General features: G+C 66.4%; 14 protein-coding genes. 5 read left to right on the forward strand and 9 right to left on the reverse strand.

The genetic code is table 11. The features are described from left to right. The first annotated feature begins 926 nt into the window (after window positions 1-926). Window positions 927-1,973 carry an ImmA/IrrE family metallo-endopeptidase gene (locus AB0K73_RS20040; protein WP_360519259.1) on the forward strand — a complete coding sequence of 349 codons (1,047 nt, stop codon included), beginning with the start codon at window positions 927-929 and terminating at the stop codon, window positions 1,971-1,973. Between the two features lie 108 nt (window positions 1,974-2,081). On the opposite strand, the gene nrdF is transcribed toward AB0K73_RS20040, so the two are convergent. From nrdF to nrdH, 4 genes are all read right to left on the reverse strand, one after another. Further along, window positions 2,082-3,104, reverse strand: a complete 1,023-nt coding sequence (gene nrdF, locus AB0K73_RS20045; protein WP_360519256.1) for a class 1b ribonucleoside-diphosphate reductase subunit beta — start codon at window positions 3,102-3,104, stop codon at window positions 2,082-2,084. 45 nt (window positions 3,105-3,149) lie between these two features. Beyond that, window positions 3,150-5,282 (reverse strand): class 1b ribonucleoside-diphosphate reductase subunit alpha, encoded by a 2,133-nt coding sequence (nrdE, locus tag AB0K73_RS20050; RefSeq protein WP_360519253.1) that lies wholly within the window; start codon window positions 5,280-5,282, stop codon window positions 3,150-3,152. 5 nt (window positions 5,283-5,287) lie between these two features. Next, window positions 5,288-5,719: a class Ib ribonucleoside-diphosphate reductase assembly flavoprotein NrdI gene (gene nrdI, locus AB0K73_RS20055; protein ID WP_360519250.1), complete on the reverse strand. Its 432-nt coding sequence runs from the start codon at window positions 5,717-5,719 to the stop codon at window positions 5,288-5,290. Between the two features lie 141 nt (window positions 5,720-5,860). Beyond that, complete coding sequence (nrdH, locus tag AB0K73_RS20060) at window positions 5,861-6,094, reverse strand: glutaredoxin-like protein NrdH (RefSeq protein WP_360519247.1); 234 nt, start codon at window positions 6,092-6,094, stop codon at window positions 5,861-5,863. Between the two features lie 504 nt (window positions 6,095-6,598). Between nrdH and AB0K73_RS20065 the strand changes: the two genes are divergently transcribed. From AB0K73_RS20065 to AB0K73_RS20080, 4 genes are all read left to right on the forward strand, one after another. Then, entirely contained in the window at window positions 6,599-7,396 is a 798-nt protein-coding gene (locus tag AB0K73_RS20065) for an alpha/beta hydrolase (protein ID WP_360519244.1), read from the forward strand. 85 nt (window positions 7,397-7,481) lie between these two features. After that, on the forward strand, window positions 7,482-7,826 hold the full coding sequence (locus tag AB0K73_RS20070) for a metalloregulator ArsR/SmtB family transcription factor (protein ID WP_360519241.1): 345 nt from the start codon (window positions 7,482-7,484) through the stop codon (window positions 7,824-7,826). After that, on the forward strand, window positions 7,826-8,332 hold the full coding sequence (locus AB0K73_RS20075; protein ID WP_360519238.1) for an SRPBCC family protein: 507 nt from the start codon (window positions 7,826-7,828) through the stop codon (window positions 8,330-8,332). The genes AB0K73_RS20070 and AB0K73_RS20075 overlap by 1 nt, the downstream gene beginning before the upstream one ends. Continuing rightward, window positions 8,332-8,952 (forward strand): dihydrofolate reductase family protein, encoded by a 621-nt coding sequence (locus tag AB0K73_RS20080; RefSeq protein ID WP_360519235.1) that lies wholly within the window; start codon window positions 8,332-8,334, stop codon window positions 8,950-8,952. The genes AB0K73_RS20075 and AB0K73_RS20080 overlap by 1 nt, the downstream gene beginning before the upstream one ends. Window positions 8,953-8,972: 20 nt before the next feature. On the opposite strand, the gene AB0K73_RS20085 is transcribed toward AB0K73_RS20080, so the two are convergent. The 5 genes from AB0K73_RS20085 to AB0K73_RS20105 all read right to left on the reverse strand — a co-directional run bounded on the left by AB0K73_RS20085 (window position 8,973) and on the right by AB0K73_RS20105 (window position 15,017). Continuing rightward, window positions 8,973-10,013 (reverse strand): LacI family DNA-binding transcriptional regulator, encoded by a 1,041-nt coding sequence (locus tag AB0K73_RS20085; RefSeq protein WP_360519232.1) that lies wholly within the window; start codon window positions 10,011-10,013, stop codon window positions 8,973-8,975. Window positions 10,014-10,110: 97 nt separating this feature from the next. Next, on the reverse strand, window positions 10,111-11,061 hold the full coding sequence (gene yjfF / locus AB0K73_RS20090) for a galactofuranose ABC transporter, permease protein YjfF (protein ID WP_360519274.1): 951 nt from the start codon (window positions 11,059-11,061) through the stop codon (window positions 10,111-10,113). Between the two features lie 122 nt (window positions 11,062-11,183). Beyond that, complete coding sequence (locus tag AB0K73_RS20095; RefSeq protein WP_360519229.1) at window positions 11,184-12,230, reverse strand: ABC transporter permease; 1,047 nt, start codon at window positions 12,228-12,230, stop codon at window positions 11,184-11,186. Beyond that, on the reverse strand, window positions 12,227-13,855 hold the full coding sequence (locus tag AB0K73_RS20100) for a sugar ABC transporter ATP-binding protein (protein WP_360519271.1): 1,629 nt from the start codon (window positions 13,853-13,855) through the stop codon (window positions 12,227-12,229). The genes AB0K73_RS20095 and AB0K73_RS20100 overlap by 4 nt, the downstream gene beginning before the upstream one ends. A 181-nt stretch (window positions 13,856-14,036) precedes the next feature. Continuing rightward, window positions 14,037-15,017 (reverse strand): ABC transporter substrate-binding protein, encoded by a 981-nt coding sequence (locus AB0K73_RS20105; protein WP_360519226.1) that lies wholly within the window; start codon window positions 15,015-15,017, stop codon window positions 14,037-14,039. Between the last annotated feature and the right edge of the window lie 56 nt (window positions 15,018-15,073).

Below are 15,073 nucleotides of genomic sequence, written 5' to 3' on the forward strand. Positions count from 1 at the left end.
CTCACCCCCGTCGAGTTTGAGATGATCTACGTGACCGCAGAAGCGGCCTAATCACTGCAAACCCCGAGCGTCAACCAGACCGGGGGCCGACCCTCTGAGGCATGGCTCTCGCACGCAGGAGATGACGTGTCTGTCGGCCAACTTTGGCTGCTCTCATGGAACGGCGAAGCTCTCGCTCTCGGCGTTATTGCCGGCGTGGCAGATACATTCGTACTCGTTTGGCCAGCCACGCTGCCATCGGAACCAAGCTTCCCCCCAGCACTTGCTGTGCCAACCTCGCCGTTGGGCATTGAGGTTTCAGTCTGGCCAACGCGCGAGACCGGGGTCGGTCGGCACCTACTTCATCGCAACTTCGGCGCCTTACTACTCCCTGCAGCAGTCCGGGCGGCAGAGCATGCCCTTGAAGCTGGCGGCCAATTGCCCCTGCAATGGGTGAGTTCCAACATCGAACAAGCGGATCTCGAGAGCGCCAGCGACGCGATGGTGGACCGCTGGGAGTCAATCTGCCTCAACGTTTGGCCCGCGCCGCAGGTCGGTTTCTCGCCGTTGGATCCTGAGAGTCTTCGAAGCGTGGGCGTAGGGGTCGGGGACATATCTCGTTTGCTTAACTTGGGGACTCCGGATGCGGTAATGCTCTTCTCAGGAGAAGCAGCCCCGACCGAACAACAGCTCAACTGCATAGCGGACTGGGCTGATGTCGACCCCTCGACGCTCCTTTCGGCAGGAGGCGATGAGGCTACGACGGCTCTCTTGTCACCAAGCGTGAAAGACGACTTGGTGGCGATCTCGTCCATGTATGGCGTCTCCGAAGCAGAGGCGCGCGCACTGGTGCAGCGAGAGTTCGCACTGGCTGCAAGATCGGATGGCACGATTCCTGCGCGGCTGGGAGCCGCAATTCATAGAACGCTAATGGGGCGGGCGGCCCGATGATGGCAGAGGAATCTTGGTTTCGATCGCACCTGGTAGCCCGCAACTACCGCGCAATCGCAGTTGAACTCGTTCGCTGGGAGGCGGAGCGAGGCCTGGTCTCAATTCCGGCGCTGGGCAACGATCCTGAGCGGGCGCTCGAAGAGCACCCGGAGGTTCGGGTCGAATATGACACTTCGCCGAAGGCTGGATGCTCAGTTTTTGGTTATTATCGGCCGAGCCTCGGCGGTCAGGCGATTATCTTCATCCATCCCGCTCTAACAGCAGAGCGGGATGCGTTCACCATCGTTCACGAATATGGGCATCATGTGCAGCGTCAACATGCGCAATGGGCAAGTGTTCGTCACTCTCTGACAACACGCGAGGGCACCAAGGTGGAAGAAAGGGTGGCCGACGCCTTCGCAGCCGAAGTTCTCATTCCCGCGACGGCGATTGGTGAAGGCTCCCTTACCGCCGCAGCGTTGTCGGAACTCTACAGCGCAGTGCGAGCGTCTCGCGCCGCCGTCGCAATGCGTGCAGCCGAGATCGTCGCAAGCGACGAGCAGGCTACGCTAGTCGTCCTCGATCGTCGTGGCGTTGTAACCTTTGCGCGAGCCTGTGGGGACGACGTATTCGTACCTGCGCGCGGTCGGGTACAGCATGACCTTGCGCTAATGGTGTCCGAAGCGGCTTCGCGTGACGGACGCGCGTCAGGAAGGTTGGCGGGCGGGCTGCAGTTCGCGTCGGGGTGGGCGCAACAGGATCTTCGCGCCGAGGTCGCCCTCGACGAGACCGGGACGTATGCGTTCGGCGTAATTCGCCCCGTGCAGCGTTTCGGACGAAAGCCCGTCTGGGAGCGCGTCGAGTGGGAATGCGCGCGGACTGCCTGCGGACTCGTCTTCGTAGTTGACGAGACCATCGAACACTGTGACCGATGCGACGCCCCCAAATGCCCGGACTGTTCAACGTGCCAATGTGAGCCTCCACAAGCTGCTGTGTGCAATGGGTGCTTCATGGAACTCTCATCGGCGGAACGGGACGATCCTTCCCTCCACGACTGCGTGTGATTCCTGCATCGGGGTTGCGATGTGTGGTGCGATGCGAGTTCGTTGCCTCAGGAGACGCCTGATCGCGACCAGGGCGGCCTTTCCGGAGCGCCCCTACATTCTCTCTACCTAGAAGTCCCAGTCCTCGTCCTCCGTGTTCACGGCCTTGCCGATCACGTACGAGCTCCCCGACCCCGAGAAGAAGTCGTGGTTCTCGTCCGCGTTCGGCGAGAGCGCCGAGAGGATCGCCGGGTTCACGTCGGTGACCGACTTCGGGAACATCGGCTCGTACCCCAAATTCATGAGGGCCTTGTTCGCGTTGTAGTGCAGGAACTTTTTCACGTCTTCGGTCAAGCCGACGCCGTCGTAGAGGTCCTGCGTGTACTGCGCCTCGTTGTCGTAGAGCTCGTAGAGCAGCGAGAACGTGTAGTCCTTGATCTCGTCGCGCTTGGCCTGGTCGACGAGCTCGAGCCCCCGCTGGAACTTGTAGCCGATGTAGTAGCCGTGCACGGCCTCGTCGCGGATGATGAGGCGGATGAGGTCGGCCGTGTTGGTGAGCTTCGCGTGCGACGACCAGTACATCGGCAGGTAGAAGCCAGAGTAGAAGAGGAACGACTCGAGCAGCGTCGAGGCGACCTTGCGCTTCAGGGGCTCGTCGCCACGGTAGTACTCCATGACGATCGCGGCCTTCTTCTGCAGGTTCTCGTTCTCGACCGACCAGCGGAAGGCGTCGTCGATCTCCTTCGTCGAGCTCAGCGTCGAGAAGATCGACGAGTAGCTCTTCGCGTGCACCGACTCCATGAACGCGATGTTGGTGTACACCGCCTCCTCGTGCGGGGTCAGCGAGTCGGGAATCAGCGAGACCGCGCCCACCGTGCCCTGGATCGTGTCGAGCAGCGTGAGTCCCGTGAACACCCGCATCGTGAGGGTCCGCTCCTCAGGCGTGAGGGTGGCCCACGACTGCACGTCGTTCGACAGCGGCACCTTCTCGGGCAGCCAGAAGTTGTTCACGAGGCGGTTCCACACCTCGAGGTCCTTGTCGTCCTGGATGCGGTTCCAGTTGATCGCGTTGACGTGATCGACGAGCTTCAGCTTGCCGCCGGTGTGTGCCGGGTCGTTCTGGGCCGAGTTGACCGGGTCAGTGAGGGTCATCCGTCTAATCCTTCGTTCGAGACATCCGAAAGTGAGAAATACTCACTAGAGCGTGCAGCTGACGCACATATCGAGCTCCGTGCCCTCGAGGGCCATCTGCCGGAGGCGGATGTAGTAGATCGTCTTGATCCCCTTCTTCCACGCGTAGATCTGCGCCTTGTTGATGTCGCGGGTCGTCGCCGTGTCCTTGAAGAAGAGCGTGAGCGAGAGGCCCTGGTCGACGTGCTGCGTCGCCGCGGCGTAGGTGTCGATGACCTTCTCGTAGCCGATCTCGTACGCGTCCTGGTAGTACTCGAGGTTGTCGTTCGTCATGAACGCCGCCGGGTAGTAGACGCGGCCGATCTTGCCTTCCTTGCGGATCTCGATCTTCGACGCGATCGGGTGGATCGAGGCCGTCGAGTTGTTGATGTACGAGATCGAGCCGGTGGGCGGCACCGCCTGCAGGTTCTGGTTGTAGATGCCGTGCTCCTGGATGGAGGCCTTGAGCTCCTGCCAGTCGTGCTGCGTGGGGATGTGCACGCCGGCGTCGGCGAAGAGCTCGGTGACCTTCGCCGTGGCGGGCACCCACGGGGCATCCGTGTACTTGTCGAAGAACTCACCCGACGCATACTTGGAGTCTTCGAAGCCCTCGAAGGTCTCACCGCGCTCGATGGCGATGGTGTTCGACGCACGCAGCGCGTGGAACAGCACCGTGTAGAAGTACATGTTCGTGAAGTCGATGCCCTCTTCGCTGCCATAGAAGATGCGCTCGCGGGCGAGGTAGCCGTGCAGGTTCATCTGGCCGAGCCCGATGGCGTGCGACTTGTCGTTGCCGTCTTCGATCGAACGCACCGACGAGATGTGCGACATGTTCGACACCGCGGTGAGTCCGCGGATCGCCGTCTCGACGCTCTTGCCGAAGTCGGGGCCGTCCATCGTCAGCGCGATGTTCAGCGAACCGAGGTTGCAGCTGATGTCCTTGCCGATCTGGTTGTACGACAGGTCTTCGTTGTACGTGGTCGGCGTGTTCACCTGCAGGATCTCGCTGCAGAGGTTCGACATGTTGATGCGGCCCTTGATGGGGTTGGCCTTGTTCACCGTGTCCTCGAACACGATGTAGGGGTATCCGCTCTCGAACTGGATCTCGGCGAGCGTCTGGAAGAACTGGCGCGCGTTGATCTTCGTCTTCTTGATGCGCGGGTCGTCGACCATGGCGCGGTAGTTCTCGGTGAGCGGCACGTCGCCGAACGGCTTGCCGTAGACGCGCTCGACGTCATACGGCGAGAACAGGTACATGTCCTCGTTGTTCTTCGCGAGCTCGAACGTGATGTCGGGGATGACCACACCGAGCGACAGCGTCTTGATGCGGATCTTCTCATCGGCGTTCTCGCGCTTGGTGTCGAGGAACCGCATGATGTCGGGGTGGTGCGCGCTGAGGTACACGGCGCCGGCGCCCTGGCGAGCGCCGAGCTGGTTGGCGTACGAGAACGAGTCCTCGAGGAGCTTCATCACGGGGATGATGCCCGACGACTGGTTCTCGATCTGCTTGATCGGCGCACCCGACTCGCGGATGTTGCTGAGCGAGAGCGCCACGCCGCCGCCGCGCTTCGACAGCTGCAGCGCCGAGTTGATGCCGCGGGCGATCGACTCCATGTTGTCTTCGATACGCAGCAGGAAGCATGAGACGAGCTCGCCGCGCTGCGCCTTGCCCGTGTTGAGGAAGGTGGGCGTGGCCGGCTGGAAACGGCCGCCGATGATCTCTTCCACCAGGTCGACCGCGAGCTGCTCGTCGCCCTGGGCGAGGCCGAGCGCGGTCATCACCACTCGGTCTTCGAAGCGCTCGAGGTATCGCTTGCCATCGAAGGTCTTCAGCGTGTAGCTCGTGTAGTACTTGAACGCGCCGAGGAAGGTCTCGAAGCGGAACTTCTTCGAGTACGCGAGGTCGTTGAGCTTCTGGATGAACTCGAACGAGTACAGGTCGAGGAGTTCCTTCTCGTAGTACTCCTTCTCGACGAGGTAGTCGAGGCGCTCGCGCAGCGAGTGGAAGAAGACGGTGTTCTGGTTGACGTGCTGCAGGAAGTACTCGCGCGCGGCCTCTTTGTCTTTCTCGAACTGGATCTCGCCGTTGGGCCCATAGAGGTTGAGCATCGCGTTGAGCGAGTGGTAATCCATCGCCACGCTCGTGCGCGGTGCCTCCATGAGCGCTACGCCGTCAGTTGCTGCGTCTGCTGCGGTGCTTGTCGTGACCAAAATGCGTCCAATCCATCGTTGACGGCGCGAACGTCGTCGGGTGTTCCGAATACTTCGAAGCGGTACAGGTGCGGCACCCCGGTCTTCCCGGCGATGATGTCGCCGGCGAGTCCGTAGGCCGTACCGAAGTTGGTGTTGCCCGCGGCGATGACGCCACGGATGAGCGAGCGGTTGTGCGGGTCGTTCAGGAACTTGATGACCTGCTTGGGAACCGCGCCCTTGCCGTCGCCGCCACCGTAGGTGGGAACGACAAGCACGTACGGCTCCTCGACGCGCAGCGGCTCGTCACTCGCGTGCAGCGGGATGCGTGCCGCGGGGCGGCCGAGCTTCTCGATGAAGCGCTCGGTGTTGCCCGAGACGCTCGAGAAGTAGACGAGATTCGTCATGATGCATCCTTCGCCGGGATCCCGCAGTGGTGGGGGTGCTGCCGATCGAGGAGGGGTGTGGTGCGGGGATCGTCTGCGCTGGTGTTGTCCGCCGGCCTGATCTCGAGGACGGTGCCGCTCGAGGTCAGGCCGACGTCGTTCTCAGGCGAGACGCGAGGCGAGCTCGGCGATCTTGTCGGGGCGGAAGCCCGACCAGTGGTCTTCGTCGGTGATGACCACCGGCGCCTGGAGGTAGCCAAGCTCCTTGACCTGCGCGAGGGCATGTTCGTCGGACGTGACGTCGAGCACTTCGTACTCGATGCCCTTGCTGTCGAGCGCCCGGTACGTGGCGTTGCACTGGACGCAGGAAGGCTTGGTGTAGACCGTGACCGTCATGGTTTCCCCTCGTTGTTCTCGAGCTCGGAGGAGCCCGCCCCCGGTGTTGCTGATTCGCTTCTTCAATACTACATCTAGTGGCTGCGGAACTGAACGGCCACAACATGATGTAGTTACATCCGTGTAGTTATCCACCGGTCTTTCCACCGGTTGTGGATGACGGATGTCGCGGCGATCGGCGGATTCTCGCGAATGACACCCGTGTTATCCACAGCCTGTGAGATCGCGATCTCGTTGGCCTGTGGACGGATGTCGGGCGTGTCGCGGCGTGTCGCACGGATGCCGCTGCACGAACCCTTGGGGCGAAGCGCCCCACCGACCCCTACATATGGTGTTGTGACCTCAACCCTGCCACCACCCACTGACATCGGCGGGCGGCCGAGCGCGTGTCGGAGCGGCGGGTGGATGCCCCAGATCGGGGGCCGCGGCATCCGCTCGCGAGGCTCGACGTCTGGAGGGATGTCGGGCGACGCGCGTAGCCTGTGGGCGAGGCAAGGGGGCCACATGAGCGAGTTCGTGACATCCGCCGACGGCACGCGCATCGCGTACGACGTCGAGGGCGCGGGGCCGCCGGTGATCCTCGTCGGCGGTGCGATGCAGTTCCGCGGGTTCGACCCCGTGACGGTCGAGATGGCGCACCACCTCGCCGAGCACGGGTTCACCGTCGTCAACTACGACCGCCGCGGGCGCGGCGAGAGCCCGGCGGATGCCCCGATCACCCTCGCCCAGACGATCGACGACCTGCGCGCACTCACCGACGAGCTCACCGAGGGCGCCGACGACGCGGTCGCGCTGTTCGGCAACTCCTCGGGCGGGTCGATCGCGCTCGCGGCCGCGGCGGCGGGACTGCCGGTGTCGAAGCTCGTGTTCTTCGAGGTGCCGCTCGACCCCGAGGAAGGCCACGAGGGCGGCGTGTTCCTCGAGGAGCTCCGCGAACGCATCGCAGCCGGCGACCGTGAGGGCACGCTCGAGGTCTACATGGCCGACATGCCGCCCGAGTGGCTCGAGGGCGCAAAGCAGAGCCCGGCCTGGCAGACGATGCTCGACATCGCACCGAGCCTCGAGCCCGACGCCGAATCGCTCGCCTGGACGCAGTCCGCGCCGCGCGCCGAGCTCTTCGCGGGCATCGTGCAGCCGACGCTCGCGCTGGTGGGCGACGAGACGCTGCCCATCATGACGTCGGCCGCGGCATCCCTCGTCGACACCATGCCGAACGCCGAGACCCGCACCATCGCGGCCGCCGAGCATCGGTGGGAGCCGCGCACCATGGCGCTCGCGATCGCCGGGTTCCTCGTCGACTGAGCAACTGAGCGGATGCCACGGAGACGGGCCACCCGGCGATCAACCATTACTTGACGCGTGCCCATATGGGTATATGATCGTCACCATGGCACGAGCAGCGACGACGTCGGACGTCTTCAACGCGATCGCCGAGCCGCGGCGCCGGGAGATCCTGGTGCTGCTGCGGGCGGGTGAGCGGCCGGTGACCGAGTTGGCCCAGGAGTTGGGGATACCCCAGCCGGGGGCGTCCAAGCACCTGCGTGTGCTTCGGGAGGTCGGGCTGGTGCGAGACCGCAAGGCAGGCAAGCAGCGGCTGTACGGCCTCGACGCCCGCGGGCTGCGAGCGGTTCACGAGTGGACCGGCGGGTTCGAGCGGTTCTGGAGCGAGAGCTTCGACCGGCTCGACGCGTATGTGCAAGAGCTGAAGCAGGAACGACAAGAGGAGAACTGATGGGTACGACGGAACGAGGAGCACTGGCGCAGCCCGCCACGGCCGACCGGGAGATCGTCATCTCTCGAGTCATCGACGCCCCACGTGAGCTGGTGTTCGAGGCGTTCACGGAGGTACGGCACCTGTCGCAGTGGTGGGGGCCGGAGGGATTCACCACGACCACGCGGTCGTTCGAGTTCCGCGTCGGCGGCGACTGGGACTTCGTGATGCACGGACCCGACGGGACGGACTACCAGGAGTGGATCACCTGGACTGAGATCACCCCACCCGAGCGGATCGCGATGCTGCACGGTGAGTCACGGGACGACCCGGACGCCTTCGAGTCGGTCTTGACGTTCGAGCGCGACGGCGCGACGACCCGGCTCGAGATGCGCACGCTGTTCCCCACGAAGGAACTGCGCGACGAGGCGGTCGAGAAGTACCACGCGATCGAGGGCGGCCGGCAGACCCTGGCCAACCTGGCTGCGTACGTCGCCGAGCTCGCTCGGACGGGAGCGGACGACTGATGGCCGGCAAGGTGTTCTTCAGCGTGACGATGTCGCTCGACGGGTTCATCGCGCCGGGCTCTGCCGGGGAACTGATGGGGCAGCAGTGGATGGAACTGCAGCGGTGGGCATTCCGGCAGCGCTTCTTCCGCGAGAACCTGAAGCTCGGCACGGGCGGCGAGGACGGGCGCGACAACGACATCGCGAGAGAGACGTTCGAGCGCACCGGCGCGAGCGTCATGGGCAAGCGCATGTTCGACGCCGGAGAGCAGATGTGGCCCGAGGAGGCGCCGTTCCACACGCCGGTCTTCGTCGTCACGCACGAACAGCGTGACCCCTGGGAGCGGCCGGGCGGGACCACCTTCCACTTCGTCAACGATGGCATCGAGTCGGCGCTCGACCAGGCCCGCGAGGCCGCCGGCGACCGCGACGTCCGCATCGCGGGCGGCGGGGCGACGATCCTGGAGTACGTGAACGCCGGCCTGGTCGACGAGTTCTCGATCGCGCTCTCACCCGTGCTGTTCGGCGCCGGAATCCGCCTGTTCGAGGGCGTGGACGCGGGCCGCGTGGCACTGGAGCAGGTCCGCGCGGAACCTTCGCCGATGGTGACGCACGTCACGTACGCCGTGCGGCAGCGGTAGCCGCGGAGGCGGCGCACGCCTCAGCGCCCGAGCGCCACCCGGTCGCGGCTCGGCGCCGCCGTGCTCGTGCGCACCACGAGGTCGGGCACCCGCGGCGGCGGCATCAGCCGCTCGTCGTCGCCGAGCACGGCGAGCACGCCGGCCATCGCGTCACGGCCGAGCGCGTCGAAGTCCTGGCGCACGGTCGTGAGCGGCGGGGCGAAGTACTCCGCCTCGGGGATGTCGTCGAAGCCGACCACGCTCACGTCGCCGGGCACCGAGAGCCCCGCCTCGGTGAGCGCATGCATGACGCCCAGCGCCATCTGGTCGTTCGACACGAACACGGCGGTCATCTCGGCGTCGCGAGCCAGGGCGCGGCCGTGCACGTAGCCGCTCCCGGGCGACCAGTCCCCCACGAGTGGTTGGCCGGCGGGCAGGTCGAGCTCGGCGAGCGCGGCCGTCCAACCTCGCACGCGTTCCGCACCGTCCATCGAGTTGGCGGGGCCGCTGACATGGCGGATCTCGCGATGCCCGAGCCCGATGAGGTGCTCGACGGCGAGTCGGGCCCCCGCGTACTGGTCGAGCCAGACGCGGTGCATCTCGCCGCGATCCTCGGACGCGACGGCCACGATCGGCACGCCGAGCTCGATCCCGTCGAGCGCGTCGAGCGCCTCCCGTTGCGCGGCGATGAGCACGATGGCCTCGACGTTCTGGCGCACGAGGAGCTCGGCCGCCGAACGCAGGCTCGGGGCATCCGTCTCGAGCATGCTCGCCGTGATGACCGCATAGCGAGCGTCACGCGCGGCCTCGTTGAAGTGCAGGGCCGTCGACGACGGGCCGTAGTCGGGGGCGCCGGTGACGATGAGGCCGAGCGTGCGGGTGCGGCGGGTGACGAGGGCCCGGGCCGCGGGCGACGGCACGTACCGCAGCTGCTTGATCGCCTGCTCGACGCGCGCACGCGTCGCGGGCCGCACGTTCGGCAGGTCGTTGAGCACGCGCGAGACGGTCTGGTGCGACACGCCGGCCAACCTTGCGACGTCGAAGATCGTCGCGACCCGCGCCTTGTCGTCTCGGTCGCCCACTCGCGCCGCGCTCCTGTCTCGCGCCGCCGGCGCGATCGTTCCCCGTCGATTATCCCGCCCGGCGATGCTCCGGCCCGGCAGGCTCAGCTCCGAAGCCTCAGCGCCGCCTGGCCGTGAGCACCTTCTGCAGGATGATGAAGACGAGCAGCAGCACGCCGATGAAGATCCTCGTCCACCACGACGACAGCGTGCCCTCGAACGTGATGATCGTCTGGATCACGCCGAGCACCAGCACGCCGAGCACCGACCCGAGCACGAACCCGTAGCCGCCGGTGAGCAGCGTGCCGCCGATGACGACCGCGGCGATCGCGTCGAGCTCGGTGCCGATCGCCGTGAGCGGGTAGCCCGAGAGCGTGTAGAAGGTGAACAGCACGCCCGCGAGGCCCGAGCAGAAGCCCGAGATCACGTAGACGAGCACCTTCGTGCGTGCCACCGGCAGGCCCATCAGCAGACCGGATGTCTCGCCGCCGCCGATCGCGTACACGGTGCGCCCGAAGCGCGTCGCGTGCAGCACCCACACGGCGAGCGCGACGACGACGAGCGCGATGATGACGCTCGGCGTGATCGACAGGCCGCCGCCGAGCGGGATGCGCGCGACGGCGAGCTGCACGAACGTCGGATCGGTGATCGAGATCGAGCTCTGGCTGATCACGTAGCAGAGGCCGCGCGCGAGGAACATCGCCGCGAGCGTCGCGATGAACGGCTGCACCTTGAACACGTGGATCATGAGGCCCACGAGCAGGCCGAGCACGCTCGTGAGCACCAGGATGAGCGGGATGACCGTCGCCGGCGACCAGCCCGACTGCAGCAGGCTCGCCGCGATCATGCCGCTCAGCGCCACGACCGCACCCACCGAGAGGTCGATGCCGCCCGTGAGGATCACGAACGTCATGCCCACCGCGAGCACGATGAGGTACGAGTTGTCGACGAGCAGGTTGAGGAACACCTGCCCCGAGAAGAACCCGCGGTAGCGCACGCCGCCGATGACGAACACGGCGACGAAGAGCACCGCGGTCACCATGACCGGGCCGTACTTCGGGCTGGTCATCAGGTTCCGGATGCCGCTGCCGAGGTTGCGGCCGGATGCCCCGGGGCCGGTGCCGCTGCCGCGCCGACCCCTGCCCGGGCCCGCGGGCTGCTCCGGCCTGGCCGGAGCCTCGATGAGCTTCGTCATGACGCCGCCACCCCCTTGCCGGCGCGCACGGCGAGCCTTCGTCGGAACCCGCTGAACGCGTCGGCCGTGGTCGGCGACTGCAGCAGGCACACGACGGTCACGACCGCGGCCTTGAACACCATCGTCGCGATCGGCGGGATGCCGACCGTGTACACCGTGGTCACGAGCGTCTGGATCACGAGCGCTCCGACGAGCGTGCCGAGCAGCGAGTACCGGCCGCCGGCGAGCGAGGTGCCACCGATCACGACCGCGAGGATCGCGTCGAGCTCGATGAACAGGCCCGTGTTGTTCGCATCCGCAGCGGCCGTATTGGCGGTGAGGATGAGCCCGGCGATCGCCGCGCAGAACGCGCAGAACGTGTACACGACGAAGAGCAACCCTCGCGCCCGCACGCCCGACTGGCGGCTCGCCTCGGGGTTGATGCCGACCGACTCGATGAACATGCCGAGTGCCGTGCGCCGGGTGATGAGCGCGGCCACGCCGAAGACCACCGCGGCGATGATCACCGCGATCGGCACGCCGAGCCAGAAGCCCGAGCCGAGGAACTTGAACGGCGGACTGTTCACGGTGAGGATCTGCCCCTCGGTGATGAGCATCGCCACGCCCCGGCCCGCCGTCATCAGGATGAGGGTCGCGATGATCGGCTGGATGCCGATGACCGCCACGAGGAATCCGTTCCACACGCCGAGCACGAGCGAGATGAGGAGCGCGACCGTCACCGCCGTGGCGACCGTGGCGAGGCTGCCGGGCTCGGGCGATCCGAGGATGATCGAGCACGCCACCGCCCCCGAGATCGCCGCGACCGCGCCGACCGAGAGGTCGATGCCGCGCGTGGCGATCACGAGCGTCATGCCCACCGCGATGATGAGCGTCGGCGCGCCGTTGCGCAGGATGTCGATGAGGCTGCCGAACAGATGCCCGTCGCGCACGCTGACCGTGAAGAATCCGGGGAACGCGACCAGGTTGATCACGAGCAGCACCACGAGCATCACGACCGGCCAGAACAGCCGGTGCGCGACGATGCGGGCGAGCAGGGCGCTCATCGGGCGCCTCCTTCGATGGTGGGGTTGGTGGGGTCGGTGGGTGGTTGCGAGCGATCGTGCCCTGAGCCCGTCGAAGGGCCGGCTGCCGCGACGGATGCCCCGGCTGCGACATCCGGAACCGGCTCGTCGCTCTCGACCGAGCCGTCGGCGATGAGCGCGAGGAGCGAGTCGACGGTGAGCCCGTCGTTCTCGAGGTCGGCGACCACGTGCCGATCGCGGAGCACCACGATGCGATGGCTGAGGCGCAGCACCTCCTCGAGCTCGGCCGAGATGAACAGCACGCTCATGCCGTTCTCGGCGAGGTTGAAGACGAGCTTCTGGATCTCGGCCTTCGCGCCGATGTCGATGCCGCGCGTCGGCTCGTCGAGGATGAGGAGCCGGGGTGCGATGGCCAGCCACCGGGCGAGCAGCACCTTCTGCTGGTTGCCGCCCGACAGGTTGCGCACGAGCGCGTCGGGATTGCCCGGGCGGATGTTGAGGGCCTGGATGTAGCTCTGCGCGAGCTCGTCCTGCCGCTTCTTCGGGATCGGCCGGAACCAGCCGCGGTCGGCCTGCAGGGCGAGCACGATGTTGTCGCGCACCGTGAGGTCGCCGACGACGCCCTCGTCGCGGCGGTTCTCCGACGAGAATGCGATGCGATGCGAGATGGCCTGGCGCGGGGTGCGGAGCTTCGTCGGCGTGCCGCCGATGGTGAGCTCGCCCGTGTCGGCCCGGTCGATGCCGCCGAGGAGCCGGGCGAACTCGGTGCGGCCCGATCCGAGCAGGCCCGCGAGGCCCACGACCTCGCCCGCCGCGATCGGCAGGTCGGCCGGATTGATGGCACCGCGACGCCCGAGCCCTGCCGCATTCACGAACACCGCGGCATCCGAGTCGTCGACGACGACCGAGCGGGCGCGCTGCTCGAGGTCGTCGAGTGTGGTGAGCTCCTTGCCGATCATCTTCTGCACGAGGTCGATGCGCAGCAGCTCGTCGACGAGGTACTCCCCCACGAGCTTGCCGTTGCGCAGCACCGTGAGGCGGTCGCAGATCTCGTAGACCTGGTCGAGGAAGTGCGAGACGAAGAGGATCGCGACGCCCTGCTCCTTGAGCGAGCGGATGACGCGGAAGAGTTCGGCGACCTCGTCGGCGTCGAGGCTCGAGGTGGGTTCGTCGAGGATGAGCACCTTCGCCTGCACGTCGATCGCACGCGCGATGGCGACCAGCTGCTGCACGGCGAGCGAATGGTCGCCGAGGAGCGAGCCCGGATCGATGTCGAGGTTGAGGCCCGCGAGCAGCTCGGTCGCGCGTCGGCGCATCGCGCGCCAGTCGATCGAGCCGAACCGGCGCGGCTCACGGCCGAGCATGATGTTCTCGGCGACCGACAGGTTCGGCAGGAGGTTCACCTCCTGGTACACCGTCGAGATCCCGGCGGCCTGCGCCTGCGCCGGCCCCGAGAACGACACCCGGTCGCCCGCGAGCGTGATCGTGCCGGCGTCGATGCCGTAGACGCCCGTGAGCGCCTTGATGAGCGTGGACTTGCCGGCGCCGTTCTCGCCCATGAGCGAGTGCACCTCGCCGGGGAACATCCGGAAGTCGACGCCGTCGAGCGCCTTCACGCCCGGGAAGCTGATCGAGATGTCTCGCATCTCGACGACCGGGGTTGGGGGTGCCTGGTTCACGTGTCTCTCCATCGAGCTGGTGGTGCTGCGTATCGCGGGTGGAGCCCGGGTTCGGACCTCGGAGGCGGGTGCGCGGCATGGACGACCGCGCACCCGCCGAGGCGTTCGGTAAGCGGATGCCGCAGCCGCGACATCCGCTCACCGGAACTCAGTACTGGCGGTCGGGAAGCGCCTCGATCGCCTGCTCCTGCGTGAAGGTGGTCTCCTCGGTGATGATGCGCTTCTGGGGAGTCTCACCGTCGTTGACCTGCTTGATGATCTCGATCAGCTGCTTGCCGAGCAAGGGCGAGCACTCGACGATGAAGTTGATCTTGCCATCGGCGAGGGCCTGCATGCCGTCCTTCACCGCGTCGACCGTGACGATCTTGATGTCGACGCCGGGCTTCAGGCCCGCCGCCTCGATCGCCTCGATCGCGCCGAGGCCCATGTCGTCGTTGTGGGCGTAGATCAGGTCGACGCCCGGGTTCGACTTCAGGAGCGCCTCGGTGACCTGCTTGCCGCCGGCGCGAGTGAAGTCGCCGGTCTGGCTGGCGACCACCTCGAGGTTCGGGTTGTCGGCGATGACCTCGGCGAAGCCCTCGGCACGGTCGATCGCGGGAGCCGCACCCGTGGTGCCCTCGAGCTGGATGATCTCGACCGGCTCGGTGGTGTCGGCGTACTCGTCGAGCACCCACTGACCGGCCTTCTTGCCCTCCTCCACGAAGTCGGAGCCGAGGAACGACACGTAGAGCGATTCGTCCTTCGAGTCGACCGCGCGGTCGGTGAGCACCACGGGGATGCCCGCGGCCTTCGCCTCGTTGAGCACGGCGTCCCACCCGGTCTCGACGACCGGCGAGAAGGCGATCACATCGACCTGCTGCTGGATGTACGAGCGGATCGCCTTGATCTGGTTCTCCTGCTTCTGCTGGGCGTCGGAGAACTTCAGCTCGATGCCGGCGTCCTTGAACGCGGCCTGGATGTCCTTCGTGTTGGCGGTGCGCCAGCCGCTCTCCGCGCCGACCTGCGCGAATCCGACGACGAGTTCGTCGAGGGGCTTGGGGCCCTCGGCGGCACCGCCGCCCTCGCTTGCGCAACCGGCCAGGGCGACGAGCATCGCGCCGGCCGCGGCGAGTCCGATGAGCTTCTTCATCAGGGGTGAACCTCCTTGTTCAGTGGGGCCGGCGGAGTGCTGCTTGCTGGGATTCC

The sequence above is a fragment of the Agromyces sp. NPDC052230 genome (assembly GCF_040679595.1).
Classification (GTDB): domain Bacteria; phylum Actinomycetota; class Actinomycetes; order Actinomycetales; family Microbacteriaceae; genus Agromyces.

Excerpts from the sequence above, each read along its gene's own strand:
- AB0K73_RS20040 (WP_360519259.1), top strand. The coding sequence starts at position 927 with ATGATGGCAGAGGAATCTTGGTTTCGATCGCACCTGGTAGCCCGCAAC.
- nrdF (WP_360519256.1), bottom strand. The coding sequence starts at position 3,104 with ATGACCCTCACTGACCCGGTCAACTCGGCCCAGAACGACCCGGCACAC.
- nrdE (WP_360519253.1), bottom strand. The coding sequence starts at position 5,282 with ATGGAGGCACCGCGCACGAGCGTGGCGATGGATTACCACTCGCTCAAC.
- nrdI (WP_360519250.1), bottom strand. The coding sequence starts at position 5,719 with ATGACGAATCTCGTCTACTTCTCGAGCGTCTCGGGCAACACCGAGCGC.
- nrdH (WP_360519247.1), bottom strand. The coding sequence starts at position 6,094 with ATGACGGTCACGGTCTACACCAAGCCTTCCTGCGTCCAGTGCAACGCC.
- AB0K73_RS20065 (WP_360519244.1), top strand. The coding sequence starts at position 6,599 with ATGAGCGAGTTCGTGACATCCGCCGACGGCACGCGCATCGCGTACGAC.
- AB0K73_RS20070 (WP_360519241.1), top strand. The coding sequence starts at position 7,482 with ATGGCACGAGCAGCGACGACGTCGGACGTCTTCAACGCGATCGCCGAG.
- AB0K73_RS20075 (WP_360519238.1), top strand. The coding sequence starts at position 7,826 with ATGGGTACGACGGAACGAGGAGCACTGGCGCAGCCCGCCACGGCCGAC.
- AB0K73_RS20080 (WP_360519235.1), top strand. The coding sequence starts at position 8,332 with ATGGCCGGCAAGGTGTTCTTCAGCGTGACGATGTCGCTCGACGGGTTC.
- yjfF (WP_360519274.1), bottom strand. The coding sequence starts at position 11,061 with ATGACCAGCCCGAAGTACGGCCCGGTCATGGTGACCGCGGTGCTCTTC.
- AB0K73_RS20095 (WP_360519229.1), bottom strand. The coding sequence starts at position 12,230 with ATGAGCGCCCTGCTCGCCCGCATCGTCGCGCACCGGCTGTTCTGGCCG.
- AB0K73_RS20100 (WP_360519271.1), bottom strand. The coding sequence starts at position 13,855 with ATGCGAGACATCTCGATCAGCTTCCCGGGCGTGAAGGCGCTCGACGGC.
- AB0K73_RS20105 (WP_360519226.1), bottom strand. The coding sequence starts at position 15,017 with ATGAAGAAGCTCATCGGACTCGCCGCGGCCGGCGCGATGCTCGTCGCC.